Origin of the sequence: Maribacter sp. ACAM166, from assembly GCF_005771495.1 — a bacterium.
In the GTDB taxonomy this organism is placed as follows: Bacteria; Bacteroidota; Bacteroidia; order Flavobacteriales; family Flavobacteriaceae; genus Maribacter.
Window position 1 is genome coordinate 15,908 of sequence record NZ_VAUW01000018.1, and the last position, 23,816, is coordinate 39,723.

General features: G+C 36.9%; 21 protein-coding genes. 15 read left to right on the forward strand and 6 right to left on the reverse strand.

Annotated elements, in window-relative coordinates; genetic code table 11:
• Positions 1-5 precede the first annotated feature (5 nt).
• Entirely contained in the window at positions 6-3,167 is a 3,162-nt protein-coding gene (locus ES765_RS12745) for a WD40/YVTN/BNR-like repeat-containing protein (protein WP_138114705.1), read from the reverse strand.
• Positions 3,168-3,314: 147 nt separating this feature from the next.
• Here ES765_RS12745 and ES765_RS12750 point away from each other — a divergent pair, with 147 nt between their 5' ends.
• Together ES765_RS12750 and ES765_RS12755 are read left to right on the forward strand one after the other, a co-directional pair.
• Positions 3,315-4,604 (forward strand): aminopeptidase P family protein, encoded by a 1,290-nt coding sequence (locus tag ES765_RS12750; protein WP_138114706.1) that lies wholly within the window; start codon positions 3,315-3,317, stop codon positions 4,602-4,604.
• Positions 4,605-4,616: 12 nt separating this feature from the next.
• Positions 4,617-5,387, forward strand: coding sequence for an exodeoxyribonuclease III (locus ES765_RS12755; protein ID WP_138114707.1), 771 nt, complete (start codon positions 4,617-4,619; stop codon positions 5,385-5,387).
• A 64-nt stretch (positions 5,388-5,451) separates the two neighbouring features.
• On the opposite strand, the gene ES765_RS12760 is transcribed toward ES765_RS12755, so the two are convergent.
• The gene (locus ES765_RS12760) at positions 5,452-6,093 is read right to left on the reverse strand and encodes a fasciclin domain-containing protein (protein WP_138114708.1); all 642 of its coding nucleotides are present in this window, start codon (positions 6,091-6,093) and stop codon (positions 5,452-5,454) included.
• A 355-nt stretch (positions 6,094-6,448) separates the two neighbouring features.
• Positions 6,449-7,726, reverse strand: coding sequence for a branched-chain amino acid transport system II carrier protein (locus ES765_RS12765; RefSeq protein WP_138114709.1), 1,278 nt, complete (start codon positions 7,724-7,726; stop codon positions 6,449-6,451).
• A 255-nt stretch (positions 7,727-7,981) separates the two neighbouring features.
• On the opposite strand from ES765_RS12765, the gene ES765_RS12770 reads away from it, so the two are divergent.
• On the forward strand, positions 7,982-8,200 hold the full coding sequence (locus ES765_RS12770) for a hypothetical protein (protein WP_138114710.1): 219 nt from the start codon (positions 7,982-7,984) through the stop codon (positions 8,198-8,200).
• 10 nt (positions 8,201-8,210) lie between these two features.
• On the opposite strand, the gene thiL is transcribed toward ES765_RS12770, so the two are convergent.
• Together thiL and ES765_RS12780 are read right to left on the reverse strand one after the other, a co-directional pair.
• Positions 8,211-9,254, reverse strand: a complete 1,044-nt coding sequence (thiL, locus tag ES765_RS12775) for a thiamine-phosphate kinase (RefSeq protein WP_138114711.1) — start codon at positions 9,252-9,254, stop codon at positions 8,211-8,213.
• 96 nt (positions 9,255-9,350) lie between these two features.
• Positions 9,351-10,808 (reverse strand): Gfo/Idh/MocA family protein, encoded by a 1,458-nt coding sequence (locus tag ES765_RS12780; protein ID WP_138114712.1) that lies wholly within the window; start codon positions 10,806-10,808, stop codon positions 9,351-9,353.
• A gap of 139 nt (positions 10,809-10,947) precedes the next feature.
• On the opposite strand from ES765_RS12780, the gene ES765_RS12785 reads away from it, so the two are divergent.
• From ES765_RS12785 to ES765_RS12840, 12 genes are all read left to right on the forward strand, one after another.
• Positions 10,948-12,168, forward strand: coding sequence for a choice-of-anchor B family protein (locus tag ES765_RS12785; protein WP_138114713.1), 1,221 nt, complete (start codon positions 10,948-10,950; stop codon positions 12,166-12,168).
• A gap of 11 nt (positions 12,169-12,179) precedes the next feature.
• Positions 12,180-13,514 (forward strand): hypothetical protein, encoded by a 1,335-nt coding sequence (locus tag ES765_RS12790; protein ID WP_249356380.1) that lies wholly within the window; start codon positions 12,180-12,182, stop codon positions 13,512-13,514.
• A 130-nt stretch (positions 13,515-13,644) separates the two neighbouring features.
• Positions 13,645-13,974, forward strand: a complete 330-nt coding sequence (locus ES765_RS12795; protein WP_138114715.1) for a HesB/IscA family protein — start codon at positions 13,645-13,647, stop codon at positions 13,972-13,974.
• Positions 13,975-14,020: 46 nt separating this feature from the next.
• Positions 14,021-15,466: a Fe-S cluster assembly protein SufB gene (sufB, locus tag ES765_RS12800; RefSeq protein ID WP_138114716.1), complete on the forward strand. Its 1,446-nt coding sequence runs from the start codon at positions 14,021-14,023 to the stop codon at positions 15,464-15,466.
• 38 nt (positions 15,467-15,504) lie between these two features.
• On the forward strand, positions 15,505-16,377 hold the full coding sequence (locus ES765_RS12805) for an N-acyl homoserine lactonase family protein (RefSeq protein ID WP_138114717.1): 873 nt from the start codon (positions 15,505-15,507) through the stop codon (positions 16,375-16,377).
• A gap of 6 nt (positions 16,378-16,383) precedes the next feature.
• Positions 16,384-17,136 (forward strand): Fe-S cluster assembly ATPase SufC, encoded by a 753-nt coding sequence (gene sufC, locus ES765_RS12810; RefSeq protein ID WP_138114718.1) that lies wholly within the window; start codon positions 16,384-16,386, stop codon positions 17,134-17,136.
• Positions 17,137-17,224: 88 nt separating this feature from the next.
• Positions 17,225-18,541 (forward strand): Fe-S cluster assembly protein SufD, encoded by a 1,317-nt coding sequence (gene sufD, locus ES765_RS12815; RefSeq protein ID WP_138114719.1) that lies wholly within the window; start codon positions 17,225-17,227, stop codon positions 18,539-18,541.
• 150 nt (positions 18,542-18,691) lie between these two features.
• A complete protein-coding gene (locus ES765_RS12820) occupies positions 18,692-19,906 on the forward strand; it encodes an aminotransferase class V-fold PLP-dependent enzyme (RefSeq protein ID WP_138114720.1) in 1,215 nt (404 codons plus the stop codon).
• Positions 19,907-19,979: 73 nt separating this feature from the next.
• Entirely contained in the window at positions 19,980-20,405 is a 426-nt protein-coding gene (locus tag ES765_RS12825) for a SufE family protein (protein WP_138114721.1), read from the forward strand.
• A gap of 5 nt (positions 20,406-20,410) precedes the next feature.
• Positions 20,411-20,743 (forward strand): SUF system Fe-S cluster assembly protein, encoded by a 333-nt coding sequence (locus ES765_RS12830; RefSeq protein ID WP_138114722.1) that lies wholly within the window; start codon positions 20,411-20,413, stop codon positions 20,741-20,743.
• Between the two features lie 46 nt (positions 20,744-20,789).
• Positions 20,790-21,296, forward strand: coding sequence for a DUF2480 family protein (locus ES765_RS12835; RefSeq protein WP_138114723.1), 507 nt, complete (start codon positions 20,790-20,792; stop codon positions 21,294-21,296).
• A gap of 71 nt (positions 21,297-21,367) precedes the next feature.
• Complete coding sequence (locus ES765_RS12840) at positions 21,368-22,297, forward strand: DUF3078 domain-containing protein (protein ID WP_138114724.1); 930 nt, start codon at positions 21,368-21,370, stop codon at positions 22,295-22,297.
• A gap of 274 nt (positions 22,298-22,571) precedes the next feature.
• On the opposite strand, the gene hflX is transcribed toward ES765_RS12840, so the two are convergent.
• Entirely contained in the window at positions 22,572-23,783 is a 1,212-nt protein-coding gene (gene hflX / locus ES765_RS12845; RefSeq protein WP_138114725.1) for a GTPase HflX, read from the reverse strand.
• Positions 23,784-23,816: the final 33 nt, after the last annotated feature.

Consider the following 23,816-nt stretch of genomic DNA (forward strand, 5'->3'; position numbering starts at 1 on the left):
TTATGTTATAATTTGAGTTTTTTGTTATTTTGGATTTGTAGTTCACTTTTTTTCAATTGAGTATTCAATTTTTTGATTTCAACATCCATAAACTTTTTGAACCTTGCATCCACATCTTTCAAACGTTTGTTAAAAATAGCATATACTTCTCTCTGTTGGTCTGTGGGTTTGAAATCGGCTCCGTATCCGCCAATATCACTAGCTAGAGCGCTCAACCTTCCATATAATTTCATAGGTGACCTAAAAGCATCTTCTCGTGCTCCGGTTAGTTGAATATCATATAGCGAGCTTACAATATTTTCGGCCAATTTTCTTAACTCTTGTGATTTTTTACGATCAGTACTACGCTTTAATTTTGGAATTATTTCGTTTAACTCTGCTCTAATGGTCTCCATATCATTTATCATCGTAACGGCAAGGTTCATGGCATCTCGTAGTTCTAATGAGAAAGCTACCTGCTCTTCTATTTCCTTTATAGTTCCTTCAGAACTAGGGTCCTTTAAAACCTTTAGTTCTCTGACAAATTCTTCTTCTCCGACAATCAGTTTTACTTTGTAATTTTTTGGTACCACACGTGGGCCAAATTGACCTCTCCATAAATCTAGATCCCAAGTAACTAAAGGGCGCCAACCTTCTCCATTCAATTGTACCCATGGTCTTCCCGGAGGCGTGGTTTGTAACTTTGCGGTATAGGTGGGTTCGTACCTTAAATCCCACATCACACGATGGATTCCTTCATTCTGTTTACCTTCTAAAGTTCTGATTATCTCATCGGAATCCGTCAATATTTGAATTTCAACTTTTCGGTCTGTACTATCCTTTAAATAATAATGGATATCCGCGCCGTATTCCGGGTTAGTTCCGGAGTTTAAACTAGGGCCATCGGTTTTTATACTTTGTTGGTCTATAAATCGATATGCAGGTCGAAGACTAAATAAATGAGCTGATTTATCTTTTGCATCTAAATCAAATTCACGTAATGGCGCCACATTGTCTAAAATGTAATAGCCGCGGCCATAGGTGCCCACTACTAAATCATCGAACCGTTCTTGTATTTCAAGCCAATATACAGGTGCTGGAGGTAGGTTGTTTCGAAAGCGCATCCAACTATTTCCATCATCATGACTTATATAGAGCCCATTGTCAACTCCCAAATATAACATTCCTTCCCTTTTGGGGTCTTCCTTTATAACATGTGCAAAACTATGCACTGATTTAGGTACAGACGCACTTATCAATTTCCATGTTACTCCGTAATCTTCCGTTTTATATACATAAGGGTCAAAACTGCCCATTTGATGTAAATCTACCGCTATATAGACAGATCCTTTTTTATAACGCGATACTTCAATATTGGCAATTGTTCCCCATTTTGGTAAATCTGGAATATTTGCTGTAACATTGGTCCAATTCGTACCCCCATTTTTAGTCAATTGTACCTGCCCATCATTACTACCTGTCCATATAAGGCCAGGTTCCAATTCAGATTCTTCAATACTAAATAATACAGAACCATCAAAAGTCATTAGGTTGTCTACTGCTATTCCCCCAGAATTTTGTTGGTGTGTTTTATCATTCAAAGTTAAATCAGGACTAATTACTTGCCAACTTTGGCCACCATCATCACTTTTATGAACGTATTGACTACCTACATAAACTCTATGTTTGGTATGAGGTGAAAAGGCTAATGGAAAGTTCCAATGCCATCGATATTTTAGTTTGCCTGGCTCCCAACCATACCCTGCCTCTGGCCAAACACGAACGTCACGAACATGTCCTGTTTTTGCATTATAACGTTGCAGCCCGCCATCATAGCAACCAGACCATACAATGTTATTATCAAAAGGATCTGGTTGAGCAAAACCGCTTTCACAGCCTCCGACGCTTTCCCACAATCCTAAAGGAATATAGCCTTGTCGGCTATTACTAGGACCTTTATAAGAATAGCCATCTTGTCGATTTCCATAAACATTATAAGGAATCTGATCATCAACTGATACGTGGTACATTTGTGCGATAGGCAGCACAATACGTTGAAAAGTTTCACCGTGATTCATACTAATACTCGCACCTCCGTCATGAGCGACCATTATACGGTCGGCATTGGTAGGGTCTACCCAAATATCATGATTATCACCCCCTGCACTATACCCACTCTTAATTGTTTTTCCGCCATCCTTTGAAATACTGAATTTTACACTTGCAAAATATAGCTCGTTCGGATCCGTGGTAGAAACCGCCATTCGGGTGTAATAGGGAGCACGTTCTGCAATGTCATGATTGTGTGTTTGTAATGCCCAAGTTTCTCCAAAATCTTCAGAACGATAAAGTGCAGGACTATCCATTTCAAAAAGGGCATATACGATGTTAGGTTGTGATTGAGAAATGGCAACTGCTGTTTTGCCTACCGGATTATCTTTACCGCCGGGAAGACCTTTTTCATTAAGTGGCTCCCAATGTTCACCACCATCTATTGTTCTATATACTCCGCCGCCAGGCCCGCCGCTATTCAACCCCCAGGTATTTATTTTTATAGACCACATGCCTACTAAAAGGCGATCCGGGTTTTTAGGATCTATGGCTAGTTCGGCAGCACCTGTGTTTTCATCTACAAAAAATATACGTTTCCAAGTCTTCCCTCCATCTTCAGTTTTATAAACGCCACGTTCTTGTTGTTTGCCATAGGTGTGGCCTAAAGCGGCGGCGTAAACAATATCTGGATTGGTAGGATGCACGATAACTCGACCTATACGACCTGTCTTTTCTAGACCCATGTTTTTCCACGTCTTTCCTCCGTCAATAGATTTATATATGCCGTCACCCATGGCATGGGCTGGTCTAATAATGAAGGTTTCACCTGTACCGACCCATACAATATCTGGGTTGGTTGGCGTGATTGCTAAAGAACCAATAGAAGATACATTCTGGTCATCGAAAATAGGTTTCCAAGTAATTCCTGCATCAGTGGTTTTCCACAACCCGCCAGATGCTGCGCCAATATAAGTGGTCATTGGGTCTCCGGGTATTCCCGCTATTGCAATAGTACGATTGCCTTCGGGTCCAATAAAGCGGAAGTTTAGATTCTCAAAAACTGAGTTTTTGGTTTGTGCTATAGTGAAACAGAAAGCTAAAAAAAAGAAAGGAGTAAGAAGTAGCCTATTTTTCATTAGTTGTTTGTTTTTGGTTGAAGCATCCAAGTTAACCAATTAGATGCTAAAATTAAGGGGAATATTATGTGTAAATTTTATTATTCTATGCCCTATTTTCTAAGTAAACAACTCATTATCCGTAATTTCATATCAAAATATAAATTCATGAAATACGAACAGATACCTAATTCCTTATTTGTAAAGAACCGAAGGAAGTTTATGGAACGCATGCAGCCAAAAACTATTGCCGTTTTTAATTCGAATGATGTTTACCCAATTGGTGCCGATAGTGTATTGCCTTTTGAGCAACATAGAGATATCTTTTACCTGTCTGGAGCGGATCAAGAAGAGACTATTTTAGTATTGTTCCCAAATGCAATAGATAGAAAACACCGCGAAATTCTTTTCGTACGCGAAACCAATAAACACATTGCCGTTTGGGAGGGTGCTAAATTGACGAAAGAAAAGGGAACTGAAGTTTCAGGGATACAGACCATTTATTGGTTAAAGGAATTTGACAAGGTATTCTTTGATTTAATGACCGAGGCCGAAACTATTTCGTTCAATACCAACGAACATTATAGACAGGCTGTTGAAACACAGACCCGTGAAGATCGCTTTATAGAAAAATGTAAAAAAGAATACCCGGCTCACAAAGTAGCGAAAAGCAATACTATTCTTCAAGAAATTCGTGGTATAAAGGAGCCAGAAGAATTAGTTTTGATGCAAACTGCTTGTAATATCACTGAAAAGGGTTTTCGCAGGTTACTTGGTTTTGTAAGACCAGGCGTAATGGAATACGAAATTGAGGCTGAATTATTACATGAGTTCATCAGCAACCGCTCAAAGGGATTTGCATACCCACCAATTATTGCTTCTGGAAATAATGCCAATGTGTTGCACTATTTGGAGAATAACAGACCTTGCAATGATGGGGATATGATTTTGTTGGATGTTGCAGCAGAATACGCAAACTACTCTAGTGATTTGACCAGAACCGTTCCTGTCAACGGAAAATTCACCAAGCGACAAAAAGAAGTGTATAATGCAGTTTTGCGTGTAAAGGATGATGCTACTAAAATGCTGGTTCCTGGTACGCTTTGGGCAGAGTACCACAAAGAGTGTGGTAAACTAATGACATCTGAGTTAGTCGGGTTGGGATTACTTGATAAGGCCGATGTTCAAAATGAGAATCCAGATTGGCCCGCATATAAAAAATACTTCATGCATGGTACCAGCCATCATATTGGTTTAAATACGCACGATTATGGCACATTAAAAACCCCTATGAAAGCTAATATGGTTTTTACAGTAGAACCAGGTATTTATATTCCTGAAGAGCAAATAGGTGTTCGTTTAGAAGATGATGTGGTGGTTCAAGAATCTGGAGAACCATTTAACCTAATGGGCAACATTCCTATACGTGCAGAGGAGATTGAAGAATTGATGAATTAATACTATAGCATAATGAAATTAGTATCGTGGAACGTTAATGGTATAAGGGCTTCTGTAAAAAAAGGGTTTGAACAAATTGTTTCAGATTTTGATGCGGATATTTTCTGTATTCAAGAAACCAAGGCACAAGATGATCAGGTGAGTGAAGCTTTGAAGGATTTAGATGGCTATGAACTATGTACCAATAGCGCTGATAAGAAAGGATATTCAGGTACCGGAATATTAGCGAAGCAAAAGCCCATAAAATTCGATAAGAACATGGGCGTGGAAGAGCATGATATGGAGGGGCGTATTACACATTCTGAATTTGAACAGTTCCATTTAGTTAATGTATATGTTCCGAATAGCGGAAGTGGCTTGAAAAGACTCGATTATAGGGCAGGATGGGACACCGATTTTACCAAATATTTATCCAAATTATCTAAAAGCAAACCGTTAATTATTACCGGTGATTTTAATGTAGCCCACACAGCGAATGATTTGGCCAATCCCAAAAGTAATTATAACAAAAATTCTGGATTTACGCAGGTAGAAATTGACGGTTTTGATACGATATTAAATGATTTGAATTTGGTGGATAGTTTTAGAACTTTACACCCAACAACTTTTGACAAATATACATTTTGGAGTATGCGTGGTGGTGCTAGAGGGCGAAATGTGGGCTGGCGTCTCGATTATTTTTTGGTGAGTGAATCAATATGGTCTAAAGTGAAATCTGCCCAGATTCATGATCAAATTATGGGAAGTGATCATTGCCCTATTAGTTTGGAAATAGAATTTTAGTTTTTAGAATAAAAAACGGCCCATATTTTATGGGCCGTTCATTTAAATTAGAGGAATTTTATTTTTACATTCCTGGTAGAACTACAGAATCAACAACATGAATTACTCCATTTGATTGATTAACATCTGCGATAGTAACCATTGACATGTTACCGGCAGCATCTTTTAATTCTACATTCTTACCTTTTAACATCGCAGTTAATTTACCACCATTGACTGTAGTCAATTCGGCTTTACCTTTACCTTCTTTAATCATTTTTATTAAATCCAAGGCACTGATTTTTCCAGCAACCACGTGATATGTAAGTACAGATTGTAATTTCGCCTTGTTCTCTGCCATTAGTAACGTTTCAACTGTTCCTTTAGGTAATTTTTCAAATGAGGAATTAGTAGGTGCAAAAACTGTAAAAGGACCATCACCTTGTAACGTCTCAACTAAACCTGCTGCTTTTACTGCGGCAACTAAAGTTGTGTGGTCTTTTGAATTCACTGCATTTTCAATAATGTTTTTATCTGGAAACATTTCTGCACCACCAACCATTTTGGTATGCATCACCATTTTAACCTCTTTCATCATTTTCTTTTCTGCCTTCATCATTTTTTCACTCTTCTTCATTTCCATGCCACCATCTTGAGCAAAAGAAGAAGCGCTTAATCCTAATGTTAGGGCAAGTGTCGCTAGTTTAATAGTTTTTGAAATTTTCATATTGATTTATTTTTTTAGTATACCCTATCTACGCAACCTTTTTAGTGAAGGTTTGGTTTTAACACTTTTAATTTCTAAAGGATGTTTTAAACTTTAGAGACAAACCGGTAGTATTATAACCTTAACAATGGTAGATTTTCTAATTAATTTATGAAAGGAAATTTTCTATTAGTAAGAATTTCAAAATAAAGAATATGAGTTTTTATTTCCTTAAATAAACTTTTTCCAAAAAAATGGAGCGTTCTGCCCTGTCCGAATGTTTTCTAATTTGGGAAACCTCAAGCTCTCTAAGAAAAATAAAGGAAGGGACTAAATGGATTCTAGCATTAGAAAAGTTGAACTAATTAAATGAATTTTATTTTTTCTTGGACAAAAGAATAGTGTTTAAAAAAACAAATACCACCAATGCAGGTAAAACCCATCCTAAACTATATTGCTGCAATGGAATCCAAAAGAACGTTTCGGGTGAAGGGGCAATAGCACTAATACTTCCTAAAAAATCGGGTACACTAAAAAGAATAGTCGCAATAGTAACTACTTTGAACACTAGCGGAGAGGCAAATCTATCTGGTACTACATTCAACAAAATCAAAATGATAGTAATGGGGTAAATAAACATCAAGGAGGGTAACGCCACCGCAATAATATAACCAACATTGAATTGGCCCATAAGTACGCCCAAAACGCTACCTATGATTGCTGTAATGTTATAAGCTGTTTGAGAATTGTTGAATCTTGATTTTACAAAATCTGCGGTTCCTGTAACGATTCCTACGGCTGTGGTAAAACATGCGATACCTACCAATACGCTAAGAAAAAAATTTCCGACATTGCCTAAACTCTGTATTGCCAATCCCGAAAGTAGGGCAGTTCTTGTGGTATCCGCATCAAAGACTGAGTGGACCAAAGCTCCAGAAAGTATTAAGCCCATATAAATTAGAAATAGCGCCAAACCAGCTAGCCATCCGGCATTACGAATTAATGATTTTTTGTCTTCGTATGAAGCATGGGTGTGCTTTAAATTGATGGAGATAATAATTACGCCACCTACCACTACTGCGCCTATTGCATCAAATGTTTGGTACCCTTCCAAAATACCATTGGTAAACGGACTTACAATTGTTGTTGTTCCAAAATCGAACGGAAAAGAAAATAGTGTAATTCCGATTACAAAAATCAAAATCAGGATGATGGCAGGGGTCAATAGTTTACCCAATATGCCCAATATTTTCGAACGATTCATGGCAAAAATAAATACTAAGCCAAAATAAATACTGCTCGTAAACCAAGGAGAAATATCCCAAAATGGCTGTATTGCCATCTCATGGGTCACGGAAGCCGTTCTTGGTCCAGGTAAGGTAATAGCAATTGTATAAATGAAAAAAGAATAGACCAGGCTAAAGGTGGGTGATATTTTTTTTCCAAAATCGATCAAAGTACCTTGAAGTTTGGCATGTGCCAAAATACCCAAAAGAGGAATCACCATTGCGGAAAGACAAAAGCCAATTGTAACAATAAGCCATTGGCCCCCAGCTTTAAAGCCTAGCAACGGAGGTAAAATTAAATTACCGGCGCCAAAAAAAAGCGAGAATAGCGCAAAGGCCGTAACCAAAATTTCCTTTTTCTTGAACATGGCTACAAATTAAGTGAAAGATTATGATATAATTGGCTAGCCGAGGTTTTTGATTTGGTAAGACACCAAAAAAAAGTAGGTTGACAACAGGTTGGGGAACACTCACAACAATTACTGGTACAGTCCTTTAATATACAGTACATTAACACAAGGAAGTTTAGTATTATCGAATTTCTGAACAATTTTAATCTAATAAATTTTTAATCGCATTTCTCGATAACCCAAATCGAAACCCTTGCAACAAAAACCTATCGCATGAAAAAATTATTCTGCAACATTTTTGGTCACCATTACTCTATTTCAAAAAAGGTAACATCACACATCAAAGAATACAAATGTATTCATTGCCAAAAACAAGTAACAACAGATGTACGTGGAAACCTTTCTAGTTTGACACCTGAGTTAGAGGACATCAATAGAACTTTAGAACATATTTACCAAAGTAGGCATACTGCCACGCAACAAGTGGCCTAAACGTCATTTTTTAGGTGAATGAATTCCAACCCTGAGCGGTCAATGGAATCTTCGTATTATTCCTAGAGATCAAGAAAGCATCTTCATCTTTACCCGTCGTATGCCCCACAACGGTTAAATTAGGATTGCCCTTTATTTTTGGGAATTCTTTTTGGTCTAAAGTGAATAACAGTTCATAATCCTCACCACCACTAAGTGCAATAAGGGTACTGTCCATTTTAAATTCCTCACAGGCAGCAATAACCGTTGGGTCTAATGGAATTTTATCTTCATATAAATCGATACCCAATCTACTGCTTTTGCTCAAGTGCAATATTTCTGATGAAAGACCGTCGCTTATATCTATCATCGACGTAGGGTGAACATCTAATTTTTTCAATAATTCAATAATATCCTTTCGTGCTTCTGGCTTTAATTGCCGTTCTACGAGATAGGAATAAGGTTCTAAGTCGGGTTGGCTATTAGGGTTAACCTTGAAAACTTCTTTTTCACGTTCTAAAACCTGTAAACCCATGTAGGCAGCACCAAGATCACCAGATACGACTAAAAGGTCGTTTGGTTTAGCGCCTGATCTATAGGCAATATTTACTTCATTGGCTTCTCCAATTGCGGTTACACTGATCATTAAGCCGGTTTTAGACGAGGTAGTGTCACCTCCAACTAAATCTACGTTATATGTTTTGCACGCCATGGCTACACCGGCATACAATTCTTCTAATGCTTCTAAAGGAAATCTATTTGAAACTGCAATAGAAATGGTGATTTGAGTAGCCGTCGCATTCATAGCATAAATATCGGACAGATTTACCATCACGGCCTTATATCCTAAATGCTTTAGAGGCATGTAGCTGAGGTCAAAATGAACCCCTTCAATTAATAAGTCGGTACTAATGACTGCCTTTTTGTCTTTGAAATCTAAAACTGTGGCATCATCACCAATACCTTTTATAGTCGATTTTTGTTCAATCTTAAAATCTTTGGTGAGGTGTTCTATGAGTCCAAATTCTCCTAGTTTTTCTATGGATGTCCTTTCTTGATCTTTGTCTTCTAACATGCTGCAAATTTAAGAAGTAAAATAAGACTAGAGAATAAAAAAACTGGAGCTTTTCAACTCCAGTTTTAATTCTTGATTAATTAAAAGGTATTTGGCCTATCCTACTGAATATCCATCCCTGTACGTGCGTTTTACATATTTATTCGCAGGTTCAAAATTGGTGATTTTCATATTTTCTGCATCCCATAGTAAACGTTTTCTGCCATAGTATTGTTTGCCACTACCCCAGAAACCTTTGTTTTCGGCACTTGGATCTACTTCAAAATATGATTTTAATGCCAAGTTACCAATTAGAATACTTTCTGTAAATGGCCCTGCATAATCAAAGGAAGAACTGGTCTCTGCATTGCCATAACCAGCCATACATGCATTTACCCACTGTAAATAATGACCTTCTGGTACACGAGCAATGGTTTCTTCCACCTCAAATTGTTCATTAAGGCTTAATGGAAGAAGTCTTGGATTTGCTCCATAACAATCGGCCATTAATTTTCCTTTGGTACCAATAAACATCACACCACCATCCCAATTGCCTAAAGATTCATCATCTCCCATTTCTTCGGGTCTTTCGGGTAATAATCCGCCATCCATCCAGGTAACTTTAATTTTACCTTTTCCATCTGTTCTAGGATAGCTTAAATGTATCTTACTGGAATTAGGAAAACTTTTTGGGTAATCTTTATATTCAAAATTACCGCTAAAAGAATCCGAAACGCTACATTCCACATGTTCGGGATATAAAATCGGCAATATTCTATAAACAGGATCCATAATATGGCAGGCCATATCACCTAAAGCACCAGTACCAAAATCTGACCATCCTCTCCAATCAAAAGGTAGGTAAGCGTTATTGTAATCGCGCATTGCCGCAGTCCCTAGCCAAAGATTCCAATCTAATCCTTTTGGTACCCTATCTTTTTTAGAAGGGGTTTGTAATGCTTGTGGCCATATGGCCCTATTAGTCCAGCATTTGACAGTATGTACATCTCCAATAATACCGGTATCATACATTTCTTTCATTGTACGAACACCATCACCAGAACCTCCTTGATTCCCCATTTGTGTGACAACCTTATATTTTTTTGCAGCCTCAGTTAGCATTCTTGCTTCCCAAATATCATGGGTCAATGGTTTTTGTACATAGACATGTTTGCCCATTGCCATAGCCTGGTAAGCTGCTACCGCATGGTTATGGTCAGGTGTTGAAACAGATACTGCATCGATATTGCTTCCTTCTTTTTCAAGCATATCCCTAAAATCACTATAATAACTGGCCTTTGGGAACGCTTCTCTAGATGCAATTGCCTGCCTATCGTCAACATCACAAAGAGATACTATATTTACGTTTGGACTTTCAGCAAAAGAAGCAATATCACTTTGGCCTTTCCCACCAACTCCAATTCCTGCAATATTCAATTTATCACTGGGCGCCACATACCCTGGTCCGCCCAACACATGTCTTGGAACTATCATAAAGCCGGCTGCTGCCATACCGGTGTTTTTTATAAATTTTCTACGGGTGTTTTTTTTTAAATCGGTCTTTTTGTTTGACATAAGGTACTATTGTTTTATTCTTAGTTGATTTGACCGTTAATATAATTCAATTCTTTCAGTTACATGACGGTAGCGGCGGATTTATCAATAATTAAATGATGCAATTAGTATCTTTAGGTATTGAATATAAATTGATTGCATGAAAAACGTGTTGTGGTTTTTAACTTATTTTATTTTTGGTGGATGTTCAACAAATGACGCTATGCAGGAAACTTCTGTTTCCAATGGTGATATTAATACTATTGTACCATGCGAAAATGGTATGGCTGGGATATATCCATGCAGCGGTTATGATTTATTGGCTACTATTTCATTAGAAGTCATGTCTGCAGAAGCAGCAAATGATATTTGGGGATGGACGGATGCAGAGACAGGGAATGAATATGCCATAATGGGATTGGATAACGGTACTGCTTTTATTGACATATCGAATTCAGTAAACCCTATATATCTTGGAAAACTGCCCACGGCAACTACGTCAAGTTCTTGGAGGGATGTTAAGGTGTATGGCGATTATGTCTATATAGTTGCGGAAGCAAATAATCATGGAATACAGGTTTTTGACCTCAAAAAATTAAGAGATGTAGACAACGCTTCTCAGACTTTTTCTGCAGATGGGAATTATAGGGGCTTTGGCAATGCACATAATATCGTTATTAATGAACTATCTGGTTTTGCGTATCCTGTTGGTACCGATAGAGATGATCAGTTTAATGGTGGTGTACATTTCTTAAATCTTCAAAACCCTTTAATCCCTACTCTTGTGGGTGGTTGGGGTTTGAATGGGTATACGCATGATGCACAGGTTGTCACCTATAAAGGTCCCGATGCCAATTTTGTCGGAGCAGAACTATTTGTCGGCGCGAATGAAGATCAAGTGGTAGTTGTTGATATTTCGAATAAGGAAACTCCAATAACATTGTCGACATTGCCCTACCCGAATATTGGATATACGCACCAAGGGTGGTTTACAGAGGACCATCGCTATTTTATTTTAGGCGATGAGTTAGATGAGGTACGGCAAGGTTTTAAAACCCGAACACTAATTTTTGATATGGCAGATTTAGAGAATCCGGTTTTGCATCATACCTATTTGGGGCCAACAAATGCTATTGATCATAATGGGTATGTTTTAGGAGATGCGTTTTTCTTGGCAAATTATACTGCTGGTGTTCGCGTTCTGGATATTACCGATATTGAAGGAAGAGTAGTAGTCGAGAAGGCTTTCTTTGACACCTATCCAGCAAACAACAACACTCAATTCGCTGGGGTGTGGAGTGTTTACCCGTATTTTGAAAGTGGTAAAATTATCATCAGTGATATCAATAGCGGGTTTTTTGTAATTCGAAAATCGAACTGATTATGCGAAATATGTTTTTACTAGTATTCGCTTTCTTCATCTTTTCCTGTGCTAAAGAAGATGCTGAAATAGCATTTGATTCGGTGGATACTGAATTTAAAGGGGAGCTTGATTGGTCTAAGAATTTTGGGGGAAGTGGAAATGAAAGTGCACAAGCAATTATTAAAACAATTGATGGTGGTTATGCCATATTGGGATATACAAGCAGTACCAATGGAGATATCTCAACAAAGTCACAGAAGGAAAATGATTATTGGTTTTTAAAGTTTGATGGAAATGGAAATTTAAAATGGAACAAAACCCATGGTGGCAGTAAGGATGATATCGGTCAAAGCCTAGCACAAACAAGTGATGGAGGTTATATTTTGACAGGCTATTCTATGAGTAGTGATGGCGATGCTTCCAATAACGAAGGTTTTCATGATAATTGGATTCTGAAATTGGATGCTCAGGGTGATTTGGAATGGGAAAGCAGTTATGGCTTTTCAGGGCATGATCATTCATATGATATTCTCGAAGCATCGCAAGGTGGATATTTCTTTACTGGGTTTTTAGACATAACATCGGCCAGGTCAGATGGAAATACAGAAAAAGGAAGTTCATTGACAAGCCATGGTGTTGGAGAGTTTTGGGGGACTAAAATTGATGAGGAAGGTAACGTTCAATGGAGAGGTTATTTTGGAGGCACGAATAATGATCGGGCACATGGTGTTGTGCAAACGGATGATGGCGGCTTTGTAATGGCAGGTTTTACCGAGAGTGATGATTTCGATATTACTAACACCAATGGTAGTTACGATTTTTGGGTGGTCAAAGTAGATTCATTCGGTAATTTAATTTGGGAGCAATCTTTTGGTGGCGAAGGTATCGAGGTGTCTTATGATATCGGCAAAACAGCAGATAAGGGCTTCGTAGTAGTGGGAAATACGTTCAGTACCAATGGTGATATTCTGCTAAACCATGGAGAATCAGACATGTGGATGATAAAACTTGATGAAGAGGGAAATTTGATTTGGGAACAAACCTATGGAGGCAGGCAGTTCGATTTAGCTCAAGCAGTCGTTCAAAGTAAAGATGGCGGATTCCTTATAACGGGGAATACTAAAAGTGATGATCAAGATAGTACTTTCAATAGGGGTGAAAACGATATTTGGGTGGTTAAAACCAATAGGGTAGGTGACCTTGTTTGGGAAAAATCCTTTGGAGGTTCTGGCCTTGATTTTGGTTTTGATTTACTAGAAAATTTTGATGGAAGTATTTTGGTAGTAGGTGAATCTTCAAGCACAGATTTCAATTCATTGACCTCTAAAGGAAACACTGACTTAATTTTACTTAAAATCAAATAGTTAGTAGATCCTGCTCATTTCTTATAGGATTCTTCTATACGGATATACGTTATAATAATGTTAGGATCCATGGAATAAGCTTACATATAGTGTACATTTGTATATCTATTTAGATTAAATCTAGTTAATTATGATTCAAGTATCAGAAACGGCAAAACAGAAAGTCATTAACCTTATGACAGAAGAAGGTTTTGATGCGTCAACGGATTATGTACGTGTGGGTGTGAAAAGTGGTGGATGTAGCGGATTATCTTATGAATTAAACTTCGATAGTAAGAAGGATGATGCCGATAAGGTTTTTGAGGATAATAACGTTCGAATTATTATAGACAAAAAGAGCTTTTTATATTTAGTAGGTACTGTCTTAGAATACTCTGGTGGCCTCAATGGTAAGGGTTTTGTTTTTAATAACCCAAATGCCCAACGAACTTGTGGTTGCGGAGAGAGTTTTTCATTATAAATCGATAATTGTTAATTGAGTAAAACCAATTAACTAATTAAACTATATGGCATATACAGAAGAAGAATTAAAAAAAGAATTGGAAACCAAAGAGTACGAATATGGTTTCTATACAGACATTGAATCTGATACATTTCCTATTGGCTTAAGCGAAGAAATAGTTATTGCCATTTCAAAGAAAAAGGAAGAACCAGAGTGGATGACACTATGGCGTTTAGAAGCTTTTCGGATTTGGAAAAAAATGGAAGAACCTGAATGGGCTAATGTTCATTATGATAAACCAGATTTTCAGGCAATCAGCTATTATTCAGCTCCAAAATCTGCGGACCCTAATAAATCATTAGATGATGTAGATCCTGATTTATTAGAAATGTATCGCAAGCTCGGTATTTCGGTTGATGAGCAAAAGAAATTACAAAACGTTGCGGTAGATATTGTTGTAGATTCAGTTTCTGTAGCAACTACTTTCAAAAAGACGTTAGCAGAAAAAGGAATTATTTTTATGCCTATTTCAGAAGCTATTCAAGAGCATCCTGAATTGGTGAAGAAATATATGGGTACGGTTGTACCGAAGACGGATAATTTTTATGCCGCTTTAAATTCAGCGGTCTTTACAGATGGTAGTTTCTGTTACATTCCAAAAGGCGTAAGATGCCCAATGGAACTTTCGACATACTTTAGAATCAATCAGGCTAACACGGGTCAGTTCGAACGTACCCTGCTTATTGCTGACGAGGATAGTTATGTTAGTTATTTAGAAGGGTGTACCGCTCCATCAAGAGATGAGAATCAATTGCATGCCGCAGTGGTAGAATTGATTGCTTTGGACGGTGCAGAAATTAAGTACTCAACAGTACAGAACTGGTTCCCTGGAGGTAAAGATGGTAAAGGTGGGGTATTCAATTTTGTAACAAAAAGAGCGTTGTGTGAAAAGAACGCTAAAGTGTCTTGGACACAAGTTGAAACAGGTTCAGCCGTTACTTGGAAATATCCATCTTGTATCTTAAAAGGAGATAATTCAATTGGAGAATTTTATTCAATAGCCGTCACCAACAATTACCAACAAGCAGATACGGGTACTAAAATGATCCATATCGGTAAGAATACAAGAAGTACCATTATCTCAAAAGGTGTTTCTGCTGGAAAATCACAAAATAGTTACCGAGGTTTGGTGCAAATAAATAGTCGTGCCGACAATGCACGTAATTTTTCTCAATGTGATTCACTATTGATGGGAAATGAATGTGGCGCTCATACTTTTCCTTATATAGAGGTGAAAAATAAGACTGCCCAAGTAGAGCATGAGGCTACCACTAGTAAGATTGGTGAGGATCAAATATTTTATTGTAATCAAAGAGGTATAAGCACCGAAAAGGCTATCGCCCTAATCGTTAATGGCTTTAGCAAAGAAGTGCTAAATAAATTACCGATGGAATTTGCTATAGAGGCCCAAAAACTGTTGGAAATTAGTTTAGAAGGTTCTGTTGGATAAATTAAATCGCTATTTCTAATTTGTGTTGTACAACAATAATGAAGAGATTTTTAGTTATAGTAGTACTTATAGCCGCTTTTAGCTGTAAGGAAAATAAAAGTAAATCTAAAGTCCCTACAGGGATAGCGGAGATAGTTAAGCCTGAGGTGAAATTATATACCTTTAATGGGGGTACTGTAATGGTTAATAATTTAGAGTTGTTCTCTCAGGATACGACGTATCATGGTCAGACAAAGGAATTTTCAGATCCTTTTTATGTAATTAGTCATCCTAAAGGAAATTTAATGTGGGATGCCGGGCTTCCAGAGAATTTGGTTGAAGCCAAAGCACCATATACTACCCCAAATGGTAATTTTACGATTTCCCGAAAAGAGCGTGTTCTAGACCAGTTGAAAAATATTGGAATGTCGACTTTGGATATTAATTATATAGCCTTGTCACATACACATTTTGATCATACGGGACATGCCAATGTTTTTGAAAATTCAGTATGGTTGGTACAAGGAGATGAACATGATTTTATAACTAGTGCGGAAGTTATGAATGGTAATGCAGACCTATACAATGCAATATCTAAATTGGATAATGTACAAAGACTAGATGGTGATTTCGATGTTTTTGGAGATGGTACTGTGGTCATCAAATCGATGCCAGGCCATACACCTGGACATCAAGTTTTATATTTGGATTTATCGGAAAACGGTCCGACTCTTTTAACAGGAGATTTATATCATTTGTATGAAAATAGAGAACACAAGCGTGTACCAAGTTTTAACACCAGCTTAAATCAAACCCTTGCAAGTATGGAAGCGTTTGAAGTGTTTGCAAAAGAGAAGAAAGCAAAAGTGTATTTGCATCACTCAAAAGAAGATTTTAATAAAATGCCTAAGGCACCAGAATATTTAAAGTAGCATATTATGTTGAAAATTAAAGATTTACACGCAAGTGTAGAGGGTAAGGAAATATTAAGAGGAATAAACCTAGAGGTCAAGGCCGGGGAAGTACATGCAATCATGGGACCGAATGGTTCTGGAAAAAGTACGTTGGCGTCTGTAATCGCTGGTAAAGAAGAATTCGAGGTAACTCAAGGTTCAGTTGAGTTATATGGCGAAGATTTAGAAGAGGTTTCTCCAGAGGGAAGAGCGCACAAGGGTCTTTTCCTTTCGTTTCAATATCCTATTGAGATTCCGGGGGTTTCTGTGACTAACTTTATAAAGACGGCTATTAATGAGTCTCGTAAAGCAAATGGTTTGGAGGATATGCCTGCCAAGGACATGCTGAAAATGATTCGTGAAAAATCTGAACTACTAGAAATTGATCGTAAGTTTTTATCTCGATCATTGAACGAAGGCTTTTCAGGTGGTGAGAAAAAACGTAATGAAGTATTCCAAATGGCAATGTTAGAGCCTAAAGTGGCCATTTTGGATGAAACCGATTCAGGGTTGGATATTGATGCCTTGCGTATTGTAGCCAATGGTGTAAATAAGTTGAAGAGTAAGGATAACGCTGTAATTTTAATTACGCATTACCAACGTTTGTTGGAATATATTGTTCCAGATTTTGTACATGTTTTACACAATGGTAAAATCGTTAAGTCTGGGGGTAAAGATTTAGCTCTTCAGCTTGAAGAGAAAGGCTACGATTGGTTAAAGCAGGAGACAGCGGTTTAAAAATAGTACATGGTATAACGTAATAAGTATTTAGTATATACGCTAAATCAAATTATTGCTTTGTACCTGATACTTAATACTAAATATAATGGATTTAAAAGATAAATTAATTTCCTCCTTTATAGCGTTTGAGAATAATGTCGATGTTGAGCATCCAATACACGATGTTCGTATGGCCGCTATAAAGAATTTTGAGGCAAAGGGTTTTCCTTCTAAAAAAGAAGAGGCTTGGAAGTATACATCACTTAATAGTTTGCAAAAAGTAGATTTCAGTATTTTTCCTAAACAGGAAAACACATTGGAATACAAAGATGTAAAGCGTTATTTTCTTCATGAAATCGATTCATATAAAATTGTTTTCGTTGATGGAATATATAGCTCTTTCCTTTCTGAAACTACGCATGATGGGGTTGATATCTGTTTGATGAGCTCAGCATTGACAAAGCCAATGTATAAGCAGGTGATTGATGTTTATTTTAATAAAATAGCATCAAAAGATGAGTCTTTAACTACGCTTAATACTGCGTTTAGTCGTGAGGGTGCTTATATCTATATTCCAAAAAATAAGATGCCTAAAAAACCGATAGAGATTTTGCATTTTTCTACGGGAAATGAAGCGTCATTAATGTTACAACCAAGAAACCTGGTTGTGGTAGAGGAAAATGCAGAAGTTCAAATTATTGAGCGTCATCAAAGTTTAACTTCAAACGAAGTGCTCACTAATGCCGTTACTGAAATATACGCAGCAAAAAGTGCGATTGTTGATTTTTACAAAATTCAAAATGACGTTGCTACAGCGTCTTTAATCGATAACACGTATATTGACCAAAAGGATAAAAGTGTTGTTCGTTTACATACGTTTTCCTTTGGCGGTAAAATGACGCGTAACAATCTTAATTTCTATCAAAATGGTGAGTATATCGACTCTACCATGAAAGGAGTAACGATTTTAGGTGAGAAGCAACATGTTGATCATCATACTTTAGTACATCATATAGAACCAAATTGCGAAAGTCACCAAGATTACAAAGGTATTTATGGGGACAGCTCGACAGGTGTATTTAATGGTAAAATTATCGTAGATAAAATTGCTCAAAAAACGAATGCCTTTCAGAAAAACAATAATATTTTGATTAGCGATAAGGCAAGCATCAATTCAAAACCTCAGTTAGAAATTTTTGCGGATGATGTGAAATGTTCACATGGGTGTACCATTGGTCAGTTAGATGAGGATGCAATGTTCTATCTACGATCTAGAGGTATCCCAGAAAAAGAGGCTAGAGCATTGTTAATGTATGCTTTTGCGAACAATGTATTGGCAACGGTAAGAATACCAGAGTTGAAGAAAAGAATCAATAAATTGATAGCAAAAAAGCTTGGAGTAAATCTTGGTTTTGATTTGTAAGATTACTAAAGAAAAAATGTTAATGTCATTAGAAAAGGATAGTTAAAACATTTTAACTATCCTTTTCTATTTTGTAATAACTAAATATACATCAAGCCACATCCTGAATGTTTTCATTATCTGGTATCTTTGTATATAACAAGATTGACTATGTTAGATATTAAAAAAGTAAGGGAAGATTTTCCTATTCTTAAGCGAGAAGTAAACGGGAAACCATTGGTTTATTTAGATAATGCTGCTACTTCACAAACGCCACAGCAGGTCATAGATGCCATTGTGGATTACTACCAGAATTATAATGCCAATATTCATCGTGGTGTACATACACTTTCACAGGAAGCTACGGATAAATACGAACAGGCTCGTCTGAAAATTCAGAATCATTTTAATGCGGCGGAGTCTCATGAGATAATTTTTACTTCTGGCACAACGCACAGTATAAACCTTGTTGCAAATGGTTTTTCTTCATTTATCAAAAAGGGAGACGAGGTACTGGTATCTGCCATGGAGCATCACTCTAATATTGTGCCTTGGCAAATGCTATGCGAACGAACAGGCGCTATTTTAAAGGTGATTCCTATGAGCCAAGAAGGTGAATTGCGAATGGATGTTTATGACGAATTGCTGTGTGATAAAACTAAATTGGTTTTTTGTAATCATATCTCCAATGCCTTAGGGACGATTAATCCTATTGAAGAAATTATAGAAAAAGCACATCACGTTGGTGCAGCCGTTTTAATTGATGGTGCACAAGCAGTACCTCATTTGGTAGCTGATGTTCAAGCGTTAGACGTAGATTTCTATACCTGTTCCGCACATAAAATATGTGGACCTACGGGTGTCGGTATGCTATATGGAAAAGAAGAATGGTTGAATAAACTACCACCTTACCAAGGTGGTGGGGAAATGATTGCTGAGGTAACTTTTGAAAAGACGACCTATGCAGATTTGCCCCATAAATTTGAAGCTGGTACACCCAATATTTGTGGCGGTATTGCCTTTGGCGCAGCATTAGATTATATGAATGCCATCGGTTTTGAAGAAATTGCGAAGTATGAACACGAGCTTTTGGAATATGCTACACAAGAATTATTGAAAATAGAAGGACTGAAGATTTATGGTACTGCCAAAAATAAGACCTCTGTGATTTCATTTAACATAGAGAGCATCCATCCATATGACATCGGTAGTATTTTAGATAAATTGGGGATTGCGGTTCGTACGGGTCACCACTGTGCTCAGCCCATTATGGATTTTTATAAAATACCGGGAACGGTTCGCGCAAGTTTTGCTTTTTACAATACGAAAGAAGAAGTAGATGTTCTAATAGCAGGAGTATTGAAAGCTAAAAGTATGCTGTTGTAAAACAACGATTTATCGACTAAGCTAACTGTTGAAATCCACCAATTGTTATCGTATTTTTGTATAAAATAAAGCAATGGATATTAAAGAGATACAAGAAGAAATTATCGACGAATTTTCAATATTCGATGATTGGATGCAGCGTTATGAGTATATGATAGACCTCGGTAAGTCCCTTCCATTAATTCAAGAAGAATATAAAACCGAAGATAATATTATTAAAGGGTGTCAGAGTAAGGTTTGGGTTCATGCAGAGCTAGAGCATAATAAATTGGTGTTTACCGCCGATAGTGATGCAATCATCACTAAAGGGATTATTGCCATTTTAATACGTGTTTTTAGCAATCAAAAGCCACAGGATATTTTGAATGCCGATACCCAGTTTATTGACGAAATAGGGTTGAAGGAACATTTATCTCCAACCAGGGCAAACGGATTGGTGAGTATGATAAAACAGTTGAAGTTATACGCCGTAGCGTATCAAACACAAATTGAAAAATAAAGATTATGAGCGAAGAGATTATAGCAGAAGACAGTTCAGAATTAGGAGAGAAAATTGTTAGGGTAATTAAAACAATTTATGATCCAGAAATTCCGGTTGATATATATGAGTTAGGATTGATTTATGATGTTTTGGTCAATGAAGATAACGAGGTTAAGATATTAATGACTTTAACCTCCCCCAATTGTCCTGTGGCAGAATCTTTACCCGCAGAGGTGGAAGAAAAAGTAAAGTCAATTAATGAGATTAAAGACGCTGAAGTCGAAATCACCTTTGACCCACCTTGGACTCAAGATTTGATGAGTGAAGAAGCAAAATTAGAACTAGGCCTTTTATAAGTAACCAAAAAAGAGGTCTAGTTTTTTATAATTAAACTGTGTTCGTATGCAAGACGAAATTATTAATAGAGTAGCCCAGAGTAAACTAATAACATTTAATCTTGAGGATCACTATCCAAAAGGAGATAGGATGGTTTTGGATATTAAAGATTGGCTTTTTGAAGGGTTTATTTTAAAAGAAAAAGACTTTAGAAACTTAGCAGAGCTACATGATTGGCCCCAGTATGAAGGTGCCTTTGTAGCAATGCAGTGCTCTACAGATGCGATTATCCCAGGTTGGGCGTATCTATTGCTATCGATAAAACTCAGTGCTTTTGCAAAGAAGTCTGTGCAAGGTACGTTGGGCGATTTAGAAACGAGTATCTATCAATCTATTATTGAAAATTTGGATGTGTCTGAGTTTCAAGATAAATCAATTATAATCAAAGGGTGTAGTAAAAAGCCCGTTCCATCAAATGCGTATTTGTTTCTTGCAGAAAAATTAAGACCAGTCGCAAAGTCCATTATGTATGGGGAAGCTTGTTCTTCGGTACCTTTGTACAAAAGAAAATAATAATCTCCTATTTAAAGATTTTAGTTACAATTCTTACCTTTGTGCTACTATAAACTATAAACACTAGTAGTATGAAGAAGATTATTTTAACCATAGCACTTGCATTTGTTGCAAGCGTTGGTTTTTCTCAAACAGAAGAGGAACTTAAAGGGCAAATAGGACCGAAAAAGGATTCTATTGCTGCAATTCAAGGTAGGGTTGACGCTTTACAAGGTCAAATAGCAAAATTACCAGGTTGGAAAAAAGGGGCTTTTGGAACTATTGGTGCTAACATCAGTAGTTTTAACAATTGGTACGCACAGGGTTCTCCTAACAACTCCACTGGTAATATTGGAGTTACTGTAAATGGATTCGCAAATCTTAATCAAGATAAATATTTCTGGAGAAACTCTGGGAATCTCAACCTAGGATGGGTAAAATTTGACGACAAAGATGATCCTGCAGATGATGATAGCTTTAGACAAGCAGCAGATGTATTTACTATTACATCATTGTACGGTCGTAAATTAAGCGAAAAATTAGCTATATCAGGTTTAGGAGAATACCGAAGCACAATTCTTGATAATTTTAACGATCCGGGGTATTTGGATTTAGGTGTTGGTGCTACGTGGACACCAGTTACTGACCTTGTAGTGGTTGTACACCCACTTAACTACAACTTCGTGTTTAGTAGTAATGATGCTGTGTTTGAGTCTTCTTTAGGAGCTAAGATCGTTGCAGATTACACTAAAAAAATTGCAGCAGTTAATTTCAAGACAAATTTTTCTATGTTCCAGAGTTATAAAAGTGGGGATTTGTCAAATTTTACTTGGATTAATAGTTTAGGATATACGCTATGGAACGGAATAGGTCTTGGTTTTGAATTCGGATTACGGAATAATAAGCAAGAAGCTTTGAACTATGCATTAACAGGTCCAATACCAGATGGTACAGCTACGTTTGATAATGTAGATAATAAATTGCAAACATACCTATTGTTCGGTTTGAACTATGCGTTCTAGGTTTTGAAATAACAAACGTAATAATTATAAAAAAGCCCTCTTTAAAAGAGGGCTTTTTTCGGTTAAGTAATTATCGTAAAATTTGGGATTTTACTATTGGTCTTTATCAGTTAAATATCGATTTGAATCAACATTAGAACTAGACCCAGGGTAAAATTAAAGCTATACCTTAATTATTGATAATTTATGTTGTGAACCGAACGTAAATTGTTGTGAGATTTATTAGCGGTTCGTTTTCATCGGTGAACTGCGCAATTTAGATTATAATTGGTAATTAATATTCGTCCAAATGCTCAGGATAAAGAAAATTGTTATATGGAAAACGGGTTACATGAATATCTCTTACCTCGTCATAAACTCGTTTTCTGAATTCATCAAGATTTTCCTTATTCAAGGCTGATATAAAAATTGCCCGATCACCGACTTTTTCCATCCATGTATTTTTCCAATCGGTAATGGTAAAATGTTTGCCGGTACGTTCTGTAATCAAATCATCATCATCTATAGTTTCATACTCGTACTGATCGATCTTATTAAAGACCATGATGATTTTCTTATCTGAACTTTTTATTTCAGCCAAAATCTTGTTTACTGATTCAATATGCTCATCAAATTGAGGGTGTGAAATATCTACTACATGCAATAACAAATCTGCTTCACGCACTTCATCCAAAGTGCTTTTAAAGCTTTCTACCAGCTGCGTAGGTAATTTTCGAATAAAGCCTACCGTGTCACTTAAAAGGAAAGGTAGGTTGCCGACAACAACTTTCCTTACTGTAGTATCTAAAGTAGCAAAAAGTTTATCCTCTGCGAATACGTCACTTTTGCTTATAACATTCATCAACGTAGATTTCCCTACATTGGTATACCCAACAAGGGCAACTCTAACCAAGGCACCGCGGTTACCCCTTTGAGTTTCCATTTGCCTGTCTATTTTGGTTAATTTCTTTTTGAGCAACGTGATACGATCACGAACGATACGTCTATCCGTTTCTATTTCAGTTTCACCGGGTCCACGCATACCAATACCCCCTTTTTGGCGCTCTAAGTGAGTCCAAAGTCCGGTAAGTCTAGGTAGTAAATACTGATATTGTGCGAGCTCTACTTGCGTGCGAGAATAACTTGTTTGTGCTCTTTGCGCAAAAATGTCTAAAATTAAACTCGTTCGATCAATGATTTTACAACGTAGTTGTTTTTCTATATTACGCTGTTGACCAGGGCTAAGTTCATCATCAAAAATAACAGAACCGATTTCATGTTCTTCAACATATTTTTCGATTTCCTCCATTTTTCCAGTTCCAATCATGGTCTTGGGATTAGGGATGTCCATCCGTTGAGTAAAGCGCTTTAAAACCTCTCCTCCGGCAGTATAGGTTAGAAACTCTAGCTCATCTAGATATTCCTTGACCTTTTCCTCATTTTGGTCTTTATTGATTATACCAATAAGAACCGCTTTTTCATAATCTATACTTTTCTTTTCTATCATAATAACGTAAAGTGCAAAATTAAGCATTTAGCT